Source organism: Marinovum sp. (assembly GCF_048263515.1).
GTDB lineage: Bacteria > Pseudomonadota > Alphaproteobacteria > Rhodobacterales > Rhodobacteraceae > Marinovum.
Map to the genome: position 1 here is coordinate 116,951 of NZ_JBLXEC010000012.1, position 14,562 is coordinate 131,512.

Below are 14,562 nucleotides of genomic sequence, written 5' to 3' on the forward strand. Positions count from 1 at the left end.
ATTCCGGCCCATCTCGAAGACAAGGCCCTTTCCGGTCAAACGAAATCGCCGGCCGCGGCGCGGAAATCACTCAGGTGTCTGGCCCATGATCTCGGCCATATGCGAGGCGCAGCCCACGAGCGCCGCCTCGTCGTTCTCGATCAGCCAGACCGGGAACTGGTCCATGAAGTCCGAGAACCGGCCCTTGTCGCGGAACGAGGCACCAAAACCCATGCTGTCGAAATAGGGCGCCAGCGAGCGGCTGACACCGCCGATGAAGTAGATGCCACCGAAGGGCAGCTGCGCCAGCGCCAGATCGCCGGTGACGCGACCGGCGAAGCGTACATAATATTCCGCCGCTTCAACCGCTTGCGCGTCGCTGCCATCGGCCACGCCGGCCATGATCTCGGCCGGCGGCTTGGCACCGGGGTTGCCGGCTTCGGCGCGGCGCCATTGATAAAGCGCCTGCAACCCGCGGCCCGAAAGCGCCTCTTCGACCGAGGGGAACTCGCCCTCGGATTTCAGGAATTCGGCCAGGCCCAGCTCGTCGGCCTGACGCAGGGCCAGGCTCATGTGGCCGGCTTCCGAGGGCGGCACCAGGGTCAGACCGCCGTGTTCAAAGACCATGGCGATGTTCATGCCGGTGCCGAGGCCAACCACCAGCCGCGTGCTGCCAGACCCCGTGCCGCCCGCGAGCAGCGGCCGCAGGTCGTCGGGGCCTAGATGACTGAGCGCATGGCCCTGGGCCTGCAGATCGTTGAGCACGGCAACACGGGCCGCACCAGAGGCTTCGCGCACGCAGGCTTCGTCGATCACCCAGGACAGGTTGGTCATCCGCAACACGCCATCCATCACCGGGCCGGCGCCGGCGATACAGGCGGCCACCGGGCTGGCGGAGGTCTCGGCGATGTACTTTTTCAGCACCTCCTCCAGCGATCCGGCCTCGGCATTGCGATAGCGACGGATCGAACCGGGCTGCAGCTCGACGCCGCAGGCCAGGGCCACGCGGGTGTTGGTTCCGCCGATATCGGCAACAAGGGTGAGAGCGTCGGTCTGGGTCATGTGGGTCCTGTGTCAGCGCCAGGGCGGCGCGTCGGGCTGAGGGGCAGGGGGCAGAGGTCAGGTGGGCGCCGGACCGGTGGTGGTACCGGCGACCAGATGAAAGGGGATCATTTCCGAGGTCGGCGGCGCCAGCGGATCGGAGATCCGCGACAGCAGGATGCTGCCGACCCGGCGGCCGGCCTCGCGCACGGAACTGCGGACGGCGGAAAACACCGGTGCCTCCAGCGTGCCGTTGCGCAGATAGGACAGGTCATCGTCGAAGGTGGCGACCGAGACTTCCCGGCCCACGGTCAGCCCGGCCTGTTCGATGGCGCGGCGCACACCCAGCGCGGTGATCAGCGACGACACGGCAAAGGCGGTGGGCGGGTTGTCCAGCGCCAGCATGCGGCTGGCCTCGTCAAAGCCGAGGCTCTCGGTCATGTCGGACGAGGCCATCAGCGCCGGGTCGGCCTCGAGCCCGGCGTCCTTCAGGGCATTCAGGAATCCGCGACGTCGGCGATGGGCAAAATCCAGCGATTCGATACCGTTGATCAGCGCAATGCGGCGGTGGCCCAAGCTGGTCAGATGGCCGGTCATCGCCTCGAAAGCGGTGGCATTGGCGACATCGACCCAGGAATAGGGCGCGGTGACCGAACTGGCGCGGCCATGCACCACGTAGGGCAGGCGCAGCTCGTTCAGCAGGTCGATGCGCCAGTCGTCCATGCTGGGGCTGTGCATGACGATGCCGTCGACCGTGCCCTTGATCTTGAGATCGCGGTAGAAATTCTCTTCGTCGCTGTCGGACACCAGCGACAGCAGCATGTCATAGCCGTTTTCGGAATAGACCTCTCCGGCGCCGGTGACGAAATCGCCGAAGATCGGGTTGACCATTTCCTGCTGCGTCGAGACCGGGATGACATGGCCGATCGCCATCGCTTTTCCCGTAGCGAGAGACCGCGCCCGGGTGTTGGGCTTGTAGTTGAAATCCAGTGCCGCCTTGCGCACCCGTTCGCGGGTTTTTTCGCTGACTTCGGGATAGCCGTTCAGAGCCCGGCTAACCGTTGTCTGAGAGAGCCCTAATTGTTCGGCGAGTTTCCTAAGGTTCATGATGGGCTCTGACCTTTCCAGAGGTTAATGCGCGATTTTTGTTTTACATGTCCCGGCCGACAAGGCAAACTGACATTTGAACGAACATGTCTTTCTGCAATGCGGCGAAACCATTGGTTTTCTTGCATATTCTTTAGTTGACTTTTGCCCGACGTGACGACAACCTTAAAGGCACCAAAGCGCTTTGGCAAGTTCAGAGGAGAGGCTTGCCATAAAGCGTAACACAGTGTTCGATAGAGTGTGCGAACCAACGCACTGGGAGGAAATAATAATGAAGATTTCGCTTTATGCGAGTGTTGCGGCCCTTGCGCTGTCAGCGGCATCCGCACAGGCCGAGAGCCACCAGCCATTCATGAAAGGCGAGGGAGACTTCAACTGGGAGAGCCTTGAAGCCTTTGCCGCCAAGCATGACCTGACCGGCGAGAATGTCAGCATCTTCGGCCCGTGGCGCGGCGATGACCAGGCCCTGATCGAAAGCATCCTGACTTATTTCACCGAAGCCACCGGGGCGACCGTGTCCTATGCCTCGTCCGAGAGCTACGAGCAGCAGATCGTCATCGACACCGAGGCCGGCTCGCCGCCCAACGTTTCGGTGCTGCCGCAGCCCGGGCTGATTGCCAACCTCGCCGCCAAGGGCTTTGTCGAGCCGCTGGGCGAAGACACCGAAGCCTGGCTGCGCGAGAATTATTCCGCCGGCGACAGCTGGGTCGCGCTGGGCACGTTCCCCGGACCCGACGGCGAAGAGCGGCTTTATGCCTTTCCCTACAAGATCGACGTGAAATCGCTGGTCTGGTACAGCCCCGACAACTTCGAGGATGCCGGATACGAGATCCCGCAGACCATGGAAGAGCTCAAGGCACTGAACGATCAGATCGTCGAAGACGGCGGCACCCCGTGGTGCATCGGTCTGGGCTCTGGCGGTGCGACCGGCTGGCCGGCAACCGACTGGGTCGAAGACCTGCTGCTGCGCACCCAGCCGCCCGAAGTCTATGACCAATGGGTGAGCAACGAGATCCCCTTCACCGACGAGCGGATCGTCGCGGCGATCGACGAATTCGGCGCCTTTGCCGGCAATGACGATTACGTCGCCGGTGGTGCAGGGGCCGTGGCCTCGATCGACTTCCGCGACAGCCCCGATGGCCTGTTCTCCTCGCCGCCGCAGTGCTACATGCACAAGCAGGCGTCGTTCATTCCGACCTTCTTCCCGGACGGCATGGAACTGGGCACGGATGCCGATTTCTTCTACTTCCCGGCCTACGAAGACAAGGATCTGGGCAAACCGGTTCTGGGTGCCGGCACCTCGGTGTTCATCACCAAGGACAGCCCCGGCGCACGCGCCTTCATCGACTTCATCAAGACGCCCATCGCGCATGAGCTGTGGATGGCGCAGGCCGGCTTCCTGACGCCCTTCAAGGACGCCAATGTCGAGCTCTATGCCAATGACGCGCTGAAAAAGCAGGGCGAAATCCTGTTGAACGCCACCACCTTCCGGTTTGACGGGTCCGACCTGATGCCGGCCGGTGTCGGCGCCGGGTCGTTCTGGACCGGCATGGTCGACTACACCGGCGGCAAATCCGCCGCCGACGTGGCCCAGTCGATCCAGGACAGCTGGGACGGCCTGAAGTAAGCCTCACGACCGACGCCCGGGGACAGCCCCGGGCGTCACTCGGACCGACTGCGACACCACGAGACCTGTATTTCGGGAGGGGCGGACATGCATCCAGCCATCATGGGACTTCTGACCATCGTTTTGGGCGTCGGAGGCTGTATCGGGTATTTCTACTTTTCCAACGTCCTTCTCGACACCGTGTTCTTTCCGCCCAAGGGCCCGAATGCCGGGCGCAACATCAACCGCGCCAACCAGATCCGGCCCTGGCTGTTCCTGTTTCCGGCACTTTTCGCGCTGGGGCTCTATCTGGCCTATCCGGTCTTTGCGACGCTCTGGCTGTCGCTGACCGACCGCGATCAGGGCGGCGCCTTTGTCGGGCTGGCGAATTACCAGCAGATGTTCGCTGACGAGAAATTCTGGGAAGCCCTGCGCAACAACACCCTGTGGCTGATCGTTGTGCCCGCCATGTCGACGGCCTTTGGCCTGCTGGCGGCGCAACTCAGCGACCGGATCTCCTGGGGCAACTTTGCCAAGTCGCTTATCTTCATGCCGATGGCGATCTCGTTCGTCGGTGCCTCGGTAATCTGGAAACTGATCTATGACACCCGCCCCGAGGGCACCGAGCAGATCGGTCTGCTCAATGCGATCTGGGTGGGGATGGGCGGCGAGCCGCAACAGTGGCTGACGATCATCCCGTGGAACAACTTTCTGCTGATGATCGTGCTGATCTGGATCCAGACCGGCTTTGCCATGGTGATCCTCTCGGCGGCCCTACGCGGCATCCCCGAGGAAACCATCGAGGCGGCGATCATCGATGGCGCCAGCCCCTTGCAGATCTTCTTCAAGATCAAGGTGCCGCAGATCATGTCGACCATCGTGGTGGTCTGGACGACGATCACGCTGGTGGTGCTCAAGGTCTTCGACATCGTGCTCGCCATGACCAACGGCCAGTGGGAGACGCAGGTGCTGGCCAACTACATGTATGACAAGCTGTTCCGCTCCTTCGACTGGGGTGTCGGCTCGGCCTCGGCGATGATCATCATGCTGCTGGTGACACCGATCCTCGTCTGGAACGTGCGCAATGCACGCAAGGAAATGCGCTGACGCCGCCCCCGGGGTGTGACGTCGCAGCCGAAAGGACTGACCGATGGACAATATTGCAGGCCAGAAATCGACCCTGACCTGGGCGGTGCATATCTCGGTGCTGGTGCTGGTGATGGCTTGGGTGTTTCCGACCCTCGGGCTGTTCGTCAGCTCGTTCCGCACCTCAGACCAGATCTCGTCGTCCGGCTGGTGGGCCTCGCTCACCACGCAGGAACGCCAGCTGCCGGCCATTCGGCTGTCAGGAGAGGAAACCCGCGATTCCGATCTCTACGTGATCGAGGGCGCGCTGTTCCCTGAAAGCGACAGCACGGTCATCGCCTGGGGCACCTCGTCGCGCGAGCCCGAGGCCTATGAGGCCGGCCATACCGCCGATCTCGGCGATGGCGCAGCGCTGACCGTCGACGATCGCGGCCTGTTCCGCCTGACCGGGCCCGAAAGCTGGGAGGGTCAGCGCCTGCCTCGGGTCTTTACCACCGCCTCGGCGCCGCCGGAATTCACCCTCGACAACTACGTCAACGTTCTGACCTCGGATACCGCCGGGGCAGGGATCGGACGCGCCTTCATCAATACGCTGACGGTGGCGATCCCGGCGACGATAATCCCGATCCTGGTAGCAGCATTTGCCGCTTATGCCCTCGCCTGGATGGATTTTCCCGGCCGCTCGCTGCTGATCGCGGCAGTGGTGGGGCTTCTGGTGGTGCCGTTGCAGCTGGCGCTGATCCCTCTGTTGCAGCTGCACAACCAGATCGGCATCGGCAAGGGCTATCTGGGCGTCTGGCTGGCCCATACCGGCTTTGGCCTGCCCTTGGCGATCTACCTGCTCAGGAACTACATGGTCGGCCTGCCGCGCGACATCATCGAGAATGCCCGCGTCGACGGCGCGTCGGAGTTCCAGATCTTCACCAAGATCATCCTGCCGCTTTCGTTCCCGGCGCTGGCCTCCTTTGCCATCTTCCAGTTCCTCTGGACCTGGAACGACCTGCTGGTGGCGCTGGTCTTCCTCGGCACCGATGACGAGACGCTGGTGCTGACCGGCCGACTGGTCAACCTCATGGGCTCGCGCGGCGGGCAGTGGGAAATCCTTGCGACCTCGGCCTTTGTCTCGATCATCGTGCCGCTGATCGTTTTCTTCGCAATGCAGAAATACCTCGTACGCGGCCTCCTGGCCGGATCGGTGAAATGATGAACCAACCCACGGAAAACACGTTGAAACCTTCGCGCCAGGAAGACCCGGACTGGTGGCGCGGCGGGGTGATCTACCAGATCTATCCGCGCTCCTACCAGGACAGCAACGGCGACGGCATCGGTGACCTCGACGGTATCACCCAACGGCTGCCGCATATCGCCTCGCTCGGCGTCGACGGCATCTGGATCTCGCCGTTCTTCACCTCGCCGATGAAGGATTTCGGCTATGACGTCAGCGATTACTGCGACGTCGATCCGATGTTCGGCACCCTGGCCGACTTTGACAGGCTGATCGAGACGGCGCACGGGCTGGGGCTCAAGGTGATGATCGACCAGGTGCTCTCGCACACCTCGGACCAGCACGCCTGGTTTCAGGAGAGCCGCCAGAGCCGCGACAATGCCAAGGCCGACTGGTACGTCTGGGCCGACCCCAAGCCCGACGGCACGCCGCCCAACAACTGGCTGTCGATCTTTGGCGGCTCCGGCTGGCAGTGGGACACGCGGCGCGAACAATACTATCTGCACAACTTCCTGACCACCCAGCCGGACCTGAACTTCCACTGCCCGGCGGTGCAGGATGCGCTGCTCGACAGCGTGCGGTTCTGGCTCGATCGCGGGGTCGATGGCTTTCGGTTGGACACGATCAACTTCTACATTCATGACAAGGAGTTGCGCGACAATCCTCCACTCCCGGCTGAACTTCGCAACGCCTCGATCGCGCCGTCGGTGAACCCTTACAACTACCAGCTTCACCTTTACTCGAAGAACCAGCCAGAGAACCTTGAGTTTCTGCAACGTTTTCGCGCCCTGCTGAACGAATATCCCGGCACCACCTCGGTGGGTGAGGTCGGCGATGCGCAGCGCGGGCTCGAGATCATGGGGGAATATACCTCTGGCGGTGACAAGGCGCACATGTGCTACGCCTTCGACTTCCTCTCCGGCAAGGACCTGACCGCGCAGCGGGTGGTCGATGTGCTGACCGCCGTTGATGCCGCCGCGCCCGATGGCTGGCCCTGCTGGGCGTTTTCCAACCACGACGTGCCGCGCCATGTCACCCGCTGGGGGCTGACTCCGCAATCGGCCAAGGCCTATGCGACGCTGATCCACTGCCTGCGCGGCTCGGTCTGTCTCTATCAGGGCGAGGAGCTGGGGCTGCCGGAAGCCGAGGTTGCCTTCGAAGACCTGCAGGATCCCTACGGCATAGAGTTCTGGCCCGAGTTCAAGGGCCGCGACGGCTGTCGCACGCCGATGGTCTGGGACGCGTCCAACCAGAACGGCGGTTTCTCCGAGGCCACGCCCTGGCTGCCGGTGAGCCGCGAGCATCTGCATCTGTCGGTGGCGGCACAGGAAGACACGCCCGACGCGCTGCTACACCATTACCGCCACGCTCTGGCTTTTCGCCATGCCCATCCGGCGCTGATGAAGGGCGCCCACGCAAAGCTGCTGGCCGAGGGTGACGTGTTGAGCTTCGAGCGCAGCCACGAGGGCGAGACGATCTTCTGCGCCTTCAACCTCAGCGACACGCCGGCCAGCATCGACATGCCCGAGGGCGAGTGGCAGCAGATCGGCGAAGCGCTGAACTCTGCCGCGCCGCAAGCCGACGGCAAACTGCACCTGGGGCCCTGGCAACCCGCCCTGGCGCGCAAGCAATAACGCCTGAAAGGAAGACCGATGGCCAATCTCAAATTGACCGATGTGGAAAAGACCTACGGCGGCGCGGTCAACGTGCTCAACCACATCGACCTCGACATCCAGACCGGCGAGCTGGTGGTCTTTGTCGGGCCTTCGGGCTGTGGCAAGTCCACGTTGCTGCGAATGATTGCCGGGCTGGAAAAGATCACTTCGGGCACGCTGGAGATCGACGGGCAGGTGGTCAACGACGTGCCGCCATCGCAGCGCGGCATCGCCATGGTGTTCCAGTCCTACGCGCTTTATCCGCACATGACGGTGCGCGAGAACATGTCCTTCGCGCTCAAGATCGCCAAGAAGCCGCAGGCCGAGATCGATGCGGCGGTGGACCGGGCGGCGAAGCTGCTGCAGCTCGATCCCTATCTCGACCGTCTGCCCAAAGCGTTGTCCGGCGGGCAGCGGCAGCGGGTGGCGATCGGCCGCTCGATCGTGCGCGACCCCAAGGTCTATCTGTTCGACGAGCCGCTCTCGAACCTCGACGCGGCGCTCAGGGTGGCGACGCGGATCGAGATCGCCAAGCTCAAGGAGCAGATGCCCAATTCGACGATGGTCTACGTGACCCACGACCAGGTCGAGGCGATGACGCTGGCGACGCGGATCGTGGTGCTGGCCAACAAGGGCATCGCCCAGGTCGGCAGCCCGCTCGACCTCTACGAGCGGCCCAACAGCGAATTCGTGGCGCAGTTCATCGGTTCGCCGGCGATGAACCTGCTGCCGGGGCAGGTGGTGGGCACCGGGGCGCAGACGCGTGTGCAGATGGCCGATGGCGGCGTGGCGGTGTCGAACTATCCGACGCGCGAGCAGGACATGGGCATGATGGTCAATGTCGGCGTGCGGCCCGAGGATTTCGTCGAGACCGAGGGCGATGCGATCTTCGAGGGCCGGGTCGATATCATCGAGGCCCTTGGCGAGGTGACGCTGCTCTATTTCGAGAAACAAGGCGGCCAGGACGCGGTGATCGGCAAGCTGCAGGGGATCCACACGGATGTACGCGGCCAGGACGTGCGGCTGACGGCGGACCCGGCGAAGGTGCATCTGTTCGCCAACGGGGTGTCACTGCTTTATCGGTGATCTTTGCAGGGCCCGGAATCAAGGCCGCAGGCCGCCGGGCCAGCGGCTGCCCGCACCCCGGGCTGCCGCTTTGGCTGACGTGAGCGCGTAGGTCCGAGGTCTTCCGGATCTGGCGGGGATAAAGTGCTTCCGAACCCCCGTGGCAGCGGCATCCCGCGGGCAGCCGTTGGCCCTTCATCTTATGGCGTTATCGAACTATCCGAGTTTCTGATTTTCGCCCGAGCCTCTGCCAGGCCCGGAATCAAGGGCGTCAGCCCGCCGGGCCAGCGGCTGCCCGCCCGGCCGGGCTGCCGCTTTGGCTGACGTTGGCGCGTCGCTCCGAGGTCTTCCGGATCTGGCCGGGATAAAGTACTTCCGACCCCCCGTAGCAGCGGTATCCCGCTGGCCCGGCGGGCGGCGAGAGCAGGGCGCATGGACGCCAAATCCAAACTGCCTCTTGCGCCCCGGTGGTATCCCGTCTATACGCGCGTCACTAATCCGCAGGTGTGGGCGGGCTTTCGGGGGAGACATCCCTGATCGTCCACCGGTTGAAGCAGAGGCTTCTCATCCCGCACCGAGGCGTAAACCGGAAAGGAAAAGAAGCATGGCTCTTCCCGAGTTCACCATGCGTCAGCTGCTGGAAGCTGGCGTTCACTTTGGCCACCAGACGCAACGCTGGAACCCCCGCATGGGCGAGTTCATCTACGGCGCGCGCAATGGCATCCACATCATGGACCTCACGCAGACCGTCCCGATGCTGGACCAGGCGCTGCAGGTCATCCGCGACACCGTCGCCAAGGGCGGCCGCGTGCTCTTTGTCGGCACCAAGCGTCAGGCAGCTCAGCCGGTGGCAGATGCCGCCGAGCGTTGCGCGCAATACTACATGAACCACCGCTGGCTGGGCGGCACGCTCACCAACTGGAAAACCGTTTCGCAATCTATCAGCCGTCTGAAGAACATCGACGAGCAGATGGAAGGCGGCTTCGAAGGCCTCACCAAGAAAGAGCGCCTGGGCATGGAACGTGACCAGCAGAAGCTTCAGGCTTCGCTCGGCGGTATCCGCGAAATGGGCGGCGTGCCTGACCTGCTCTTCGTCATCGACGTCAAGAAGGAAGCGCTGGCCGTGGCAGAAGCCAACAAGCTGGGCATCCCGGTTGTTGCCATCGTCGACACCAACTGCTCGCCCGACGGCGTGGATTACATCATCCCCGGCAACGACGACGCGGCCCGTGCCATCGCGCTCTACTGCGATCTGGCCTCGCGCGCGGCGCTTGACGGCATGTCGGCCCAGCTCGGCGCCGCAGGTGTCGATATCGGCGCCATGGAAGAGGCCCCGGAAGAAGAAGTCGTGACCGAGACCGTGGTCGGCGATGCCTCGTCCGAGACCGTGTCCGACGACGTGATGGCCAAGGACGCGCCCTACGACCTGGACCAGCCCGAAGCCAAGACCGAAAAAGCCGACAGCTGAGCGTCACGCCAGCGTCACGCTTTTGATACATGAGGGGGCGGCACAGGCCGCCCCCGGCCCAACCTTTCAAGGAGAGCCAACATGGCGATTTCTGCCAAGCAGGTGAAAGAACTGCGCGAAATGACCGGCGCAGGCATGATGGACGCCAAGAAGGCGCTGACCGAGACCGATGGTGACATCGAAGCGGCCATCGACTGGCTGCGCACCAAGGGTCTGGCCAAGGCCGCCAAGAAATCCGGCCGCACCGCCGCCGAGGGCCTCGTGGCCGTCAACGTCGACGGTGGCAAGGGTGTCGCGGTCGAAGTGAACTCCGAAACCGACTTCGTCGGCAAGAACGCCGAATTCCAGGGCATGGTTTCCGGCATCGCCGACGCCGCTCTGGGTGCGTCGAACATCGAAGAACTGGCCGCGGCCGATCTCGGTGGCAAGACCGTCGCCGACACGATCACCGCCAAGATCGCCACCATCGGCGAGAACATGTCGCTGCGTCGCATGGCGCGCCTCGAGGGTGCCTCGGTCGTGTCCTACGTGCACAACGCCGCAGCCCCCAACATGGGCAAGATCGGTGTTCTGGTCGCGCTGTCCGGTGACAACGAAGCCTTCGGCAAGCAGGTTGCGATGCACATCGCAGCGGCCAACCCGGCGGCGCTCTCCGAAGCCGATCTCGACCCGGCCGTGGTCGAGAAAGAGCGTTCGGTCCAGATCGACATCGCACGTGAATCGGGCAAGCCCGACGCCGTGATCGAGAAGATGATCGTCGGCCGCATGAAGAAATTCATGAGCGAAGTCACGCTTCTGGGCCAGGCCTTCGTGGTCGACCCCGACAAGACCGTCGGCGAAGCTGCCAAGGACGCAGGTGTCGAGATCACCGGTTATGTCCGTCTGGAAGTGGGCGAAGGCATCGAGAAAAAAGAAGAAGACTTCGCGGCCGAAGTCGCCAAGGCCGCCCAAGGCTGAGGTCTTCCGTCTGATCCTGCCGGCCCCGGAATTGTCGGGGCTGCGCGGACACAGGCTGCACAAAAAAATGCGGAGCTGGCTGCGACGGCCAGCTCCGCTTTTGTTTGAACCACCCCGGACTTATGGGGATGAGACGGTGCGGCCCAAGTGGCCGATTTGAGGTGGGAATATTCACCCCAAACCGACCTCCGGTTTCCCGGGCAGAACAGAGGAACCTTGAAATCACAAGGGGCACTATCCTGACGTTCCCTGGCTGAATTGCCACCACTCACGGAACGCTCTCAGACTGCCTCAATTCCCCTAGGTAATGAAGTGGGGTTTTCCATACTCGGTCGAATCCGATGCTTTCAAATCGCTTTGAAACGTGAAAAAAACGTAAAGCGGTTAATGAGACCGCTGGATCAGAGGTCGAGAACGAACATCTGGTTCTGGAATGCCGCCTTGAGAACCGCCTGCGCCGTGGTCTCGACATTCAGCGCCTCGCGCGCCAGTCGGAGGTGTTTTTCTACCGTGGCGGCGGTCAGCCCCATGATCACCGCAATGTCCTGGGTCGTCTTGCCGTCGCCGACCCATTCCAGCGCCTCGCGCTGTCGTGGGGTCAGCGGTTTATGCAGACCGGTGAAGGGCAGGGTGAGGATTTTGAGGTGCGCCACATTGTTCATGGTGACAATGGTTTCGCCGTGCTCGGCCCAGATCGCATCGGCCTCGTCCTGGCTGATGCCCTTGCGCGCGGTCAGCGCGATGGCGCCCTTTGACCGCTGTGACACCGCCTTGAACGAGATCGTGTAGCCCACGGTCACGCCCATCCGGCGATTGAACTCGACCACCGCAAGCTCGGCGTCGCTCAACGCGCCCTGGCTGGCCAGATCGCCGACCATCCGCCAGCTCGACACGCCTTCGTGCCCCATGGCCCAGCGGGTCATCGGCGCGTTCTTGTACAGCTCGTCGCCGAGGAAGGCGTCGGTATAGCTCGGATCGTGATTGCTCAGCAGCAGGAAATCGTTGGGATCGCCCAGCGAGGTTTCGGTGCGGTAATAGGTGAAGCCATAAAGCAGACGGTCGAACCCATACTCCGCCATCTTGCGGCTGTGCATGTCCCAAAGCGCCTCGATCGACGGGGCGTTGGTCAGCTCGAGCAGGTATCGGTTGTCACGGCTCATGGTTTGGCTCCTTGCTGCGCCATCCTACGGAACGGGACGCAAGGGGCCGAGCCGGACAGGGCAGCATCACGTCATCTGTCCAAGCATTAGACAGCGGTGTGCTTTCCAGTCCAGAAAAAAAGACGGGCAGGGGCCGGATCACCGGCCCCGCCGTGGTTAATCGACCACCCGGACCGCGCCCTTGGCGGCAGATGTGGTCAGCGCCGCATAAGCCTTGAGCGCGGTCGAGATCTTGCGCTTGCGCGGCTGCGCCGGTTTCCAGCCCAGGGCATCACGCTTTTCGCGCCGCGCCGCGAGCTCGGCATCGTCGACCGCCAGGTGAATGCGGCGGTTCGGAATGTCGATCTCGATCTTGTCGCCATGTTCCACCAGACCGATGGTGCCACCCTCGGCCGCTTCCGGCGAGACGTGTCCGATCGACAGGCCCGAGGTGCCGCCGGAGAAGCGGCCGTCGGTGAGCAGCGCGCAATCCTTGCCGAGGCCCTTGGATTTCAGGTAGCTCGTCGGATAGAGCATCTCCTGCATGCCCGGACCGCCGCGCGGACCCTCGTAGCGAATGACCACAACGTCGCCGGCCTTGACCTTGCCGGTCAGGATGTCGCTCACCGCCTGATCCTGGCTTTCGCAGACATAGGCGCTGCCGGTGAACTGCAGGATACTGGCGTCGACGCCGGCGGTTTTCACGATGCAGCCTTCCTCGGCGATATTGCCGAAGAGCACCGCAAGCCCGCCATCCTGGCTGAAGGCATGTTCTTTCGAGCGGATGACGCCGCCTTCGCGGTCGGTATCCAGCTCCTTGAAGCGGTTGGACTGGCTGAAGGCCTGGGTCGTGCGCACGCCGCCGGGGGCCGCGCGGAACAGCTGCTCGGCCTCGGGGTTGTTGGCGATCTTGATGTCCCAATGGGCAATCGCCTCGGCCATGGTCGAGCTGTGCACCGTCGCGGTGTCACCGTGCAAGAGGTTCGCCCGGTAAAGCTCTCCGAGGATTGAAAAAATCCCGCCAGCGCGGTGCACGTCCTCCATATGGACGTTCTCGATATTCGGCGCCACCTTGCACAGGCACGGCACCTTGCGCGACAGCCGGTCGATGTCCTGCATGGTGAAATCGACGCCGCCTTCGTAGGCGATGGCCAGAAGGTGGAGCACCGTGTTGGTCGAGCCGCCCATGGCGATATCGAGCGACATGGCATTTTCAAAGGCTTCGAATGTCGCAATCTCGCGCGGGAGAAAGCCTTTCTCTTCAAGCTGATAGTGCCGCTTGGTGATCTCGACGATCTGACGGCCGGCCTGCAGGAACAGGTTCTTGCGGTCCGCATGCGTCGCCAGCGTCGAGCCGTTGCCCGGCAGCGCCAGACCCAGCGCCTCGGCCAGACAGTTCATCGAGTTGGCGGTGAACATGCCGGAGCAGCTGCCACAGGTCGGGCAGGCGTTTTCCTCGATATGCTGGACCTGTTCGTCGGTCATCGTGTCAGAGGCTGCGGCGACCATGGCATCAACCAGGTCGATCTTCTTCATGTCGAGATCGGCAATGTCGATCTTGCCGGCTTCCATCGGGCCGCCGGAGACGAAGATCGCCGGGATGTTCAGCCGCATCGCCGCCATCAGCATGCCGGGGGTGATCTTGTCGCAGTTCGAGATGCAGACCATCGCATCGGCGCAATGGGCGTTGACCATGTACTCGACGCTGTCGGCAATGACCTCGCGTGACGGCAGGCTGTAGAGCATGCCGTCATGGCCCATGGCGATACCGTCATCGACGGCGATGGTGTTGAATTCCTTGGCAACACCACCAGCGGCCTCGACCTCGCGCGCGACCATCTGGCCAAGGTCCTTGAGGTGCACGTGACCGGGCACGAACTGGGTGAAGGAGTTGACGATGGCGATGATCGGCTTGCCGAAATCCTCGTCAGTCATGCCCGTCGCGCGCCAGAGCCCGCGCGCACCGGCCATATTGCGTCCATGTGTCGAAGTTCTGGATCGGTAATGCGGCATATCGGCGTTCCTTTGCGTTTGACCGACAGGAACAATATTCAGCCGGCAAAGGCAAGAGGAGCGCGGGCAAAACCACGTGTTCCATGGGTCTGGACACACCTTTTATGCACATAATACCGATTATAAGAACTATGAGTGGGCCTGGGCGCGCGCTACCTTGAAGTGCGACTCCTATTAGAAACCAATGGGTTATCTAATGAGGAGATTGTGCCATGGGAGCT

At 63.0% G+C, this 14,562-nt stretch carries 11 protein-coding genes; 7 read left to right on the forward strand and 4 right to left on the reverse strand.

Annotated features, from left to right (window positions below; translation table 11 throughout):
* Nucleotides 1-66: 66 nt before the first annotated feature.
* Together ACN0SE_RS12745 and ACN0SE_RS12750 are read right to left on the reverse strand one after the other, a co-directional pair.
* Nucleotides 67-1,041, reverse strand: coding sequence for a glucokinase (locus ACN0SE_RS12745; RefSeq protein WP_417524903.1), 975 nt, complete (start codon nt 1,039-1,041; stop codon nt 67-69).
* Between the two features lie 57 nt (nt 1,042-1,098).
* Nucleotides 1,099-2,127, reverse strand: a complete 1,029-nt coding sequence (locus tag ACN0SE_RS12750) for a LacI family DNA-binding transcriptional regulator (RefSeq protein WP_417524904.1) — start codon at nt 2,125-2,127, stop codon at nt 1,099-1,101.
* 271 nt (nt 2,128-2,398) lie between these two features.
* On the opposite strand from ACN0SE_RS12750, the gene ACN0SE_RS12755 reads away from it, so the two are divergent.
* From ACN0SE_RS12755 to tsf, 7 genes are all read left to right on the forward strand, one after another.
* Nucleotides 2,399-3,754, forward strand: a complete 1,356-nt coding sequence (locus ACN0SE_RS12755; RefSeq protein ID WP_417524905.1) for an ABC transporter substrate-binding protein — start codon at nt 2,399-2,401, stop codon at nt 3,752-3,754.
* A gap of 87 nt (nt 3,755-3,841) precedes the next feature.
* A complete protein-coding gene (locus tag ACN0SE_RS12760) occupies nt 3,842-4,840 on the forward strand; it encodes a carbohydrate ABC transporter permease (RefSeq protein ID WP_417524906.1) in 999 nt (332 codons plus the stop codon).
* 43 nt (nt 4,841-4,883) lie between these two features.
* On the forward strand, nt 4,884-6,023 hold the full coding sequence (locus ACN0SE_RS12765) for a carbohydrate ABC transporter permease (protein ID WP_417524907.1): 1,140 nt from the start codon (nt 4,884-4,886) through the stop codon (nt 6,021-6,023).
* Complete coding sequence (locus tag ACN0SE_RS12770) at nt 6,023-7,678, forward strand: alpha-glucosidase family protein (RefSeq protein ID WP_417524908.1); 1,656 nt, start codon at nt 6,023-6,025, stop codon at nt 7,676-7,678. The genes ACN0SE_RS12765 and ACN0SE_RS12770 overlap by 1 nt, the downstream gene beginning before the upstream one ends.
* A gap of 18 nt (nt 7,679-7,696) precedes the next feature.
* Complete coding sequence (locus tag ACN0SE_RS12775) at nt 7,697-8,785, forward strand: ABC transporter ATP-binding protein (protein ID WP_417524909.1); 1,089 nt, start codon at nt 7,697-7,699, stop codon at nt 8,783-8,785.
* A 583-nt stretch (nt 8,786-9,368) separates the two neighbouring features.
* Nucleotides 9,369-10,232: a 30S ribosomal protein S2 gene (rpsB, locus tag ACN0SE_RS12780; RefSeq protein ID WP_417524910.1), complete on the forward strand. Its 864-nt coding sequence runs from the start codon at nt 9,369-9,371 to the stop codon at nt 10,230-10,232.
* Nucleotides 10,233-10,313: 81 nt separating this feature from the next.
* Nucleotides 10,314-11,189, forward strand: coding sequence for a translation elongation factor Ts (tsf, locus tag ACN0SE_RS12785; RefSeq protein ID WP_417524911.1), 876 nt, complete (start codon nt 10,314-10,316; stop codon nt 11,187-11,189).
* Between the two features lie 401 nt (nt 11,190-11,590).
* Here tsf and ACN0SE_RS12790 read toward each other — a convergent pair whose 3' ends face one another.
* Nucleotides 11,591-12,349, reverse strand: a complete 759-nt coding sequence (locus ACN0SE_RS12790; RefSeq protein WP_417524912.1) for a helix-turn-helix transcriptional regulator — start codon at nt 12,347-12,349, stop codon at nt 11,591-11,593.
* Nucleotides 12,350-12,505: 156 nt separating this feature from the next.
* Complete coding sequence (gene ilvD / locus ACN0SE_RS12795) at nt 12,506-14,341, reverse strand: dihydroxy-acid dehydratase (RefSeq protein ID WP_417524913.1); 1,836 nt, start codon at nt 14,339-14,341, stop codon at nt 12,506-12,508.
* Between the last annotated feature and the right edge of the window lie 221 nt (nt 14,342-14,562).